This is a genomic window from Granulicella sp. S190 (assembly GCF_009766095.1).
In the GTDB taxonomy this organism is placed as follows: domain Bacteria; phylum Acidobacteriota; class Terriglobia; order Terriglobales; family Acidobacteriaceae; genus Edaphobacter.
This window is the reverse complement of record NZ_LMUD01000038.1, coordinates 1-413: the sequence shown is the minus strand read 5'-3', so window position 1 is coordinate 413 and position 413 is coordinate 1. Positions and strand designations below refer to the sequence as shown.

The following is a 413-nucleotide window of genomic DNA, read 5'->3' as shown; positions in this document are numbered from 1 at the left end:
CACACCGATCATTTTGGGAAGAAGAGGCTGGATTTGGCCGGGCCCTTGATTGCAAATCTGTTCCGCATCCTCTTCCTCAAGCTCACCAAGGATATTTACAAATACCTCCAACGCTGTGTCGAGAACAACCAGGACTTCAATGTTCAGATGGCCGTCAAGGCTAGCATCATCACAAACGGCCTGAAGTATTCGCTAGCGACTGGCAACTGGGGTGATCAGAAGAAGGCAGCTTCTGCAAAGGCTGGAGTCTCGCAAGTGTTGAATCGATACACGTATGCCTCCACCTTATCTCATCTTCGGCGAACGAACACTCCTGTTGGACGCGACGGCAAGCTGGCGAAGCCGCGACAGCTTCACAACTCTCATTGGGGTCTTGTTTGCCCAGCCGAGACCCCAGAAGGCCAAGCCTGTGG

General features: G+C 53.0%; 1 pseudogene. It reads left to right on the top strand.

The window, feature by feature from the left end:
* Positions 1-45 precede the first annotated feature (45 nt).
* Positions 46-413 (top strand): annotated as a pseudogene (locus tag GSQ94_RS16765) (DNA-directed RNA polymerase subunit B); the annotation flags it as partial.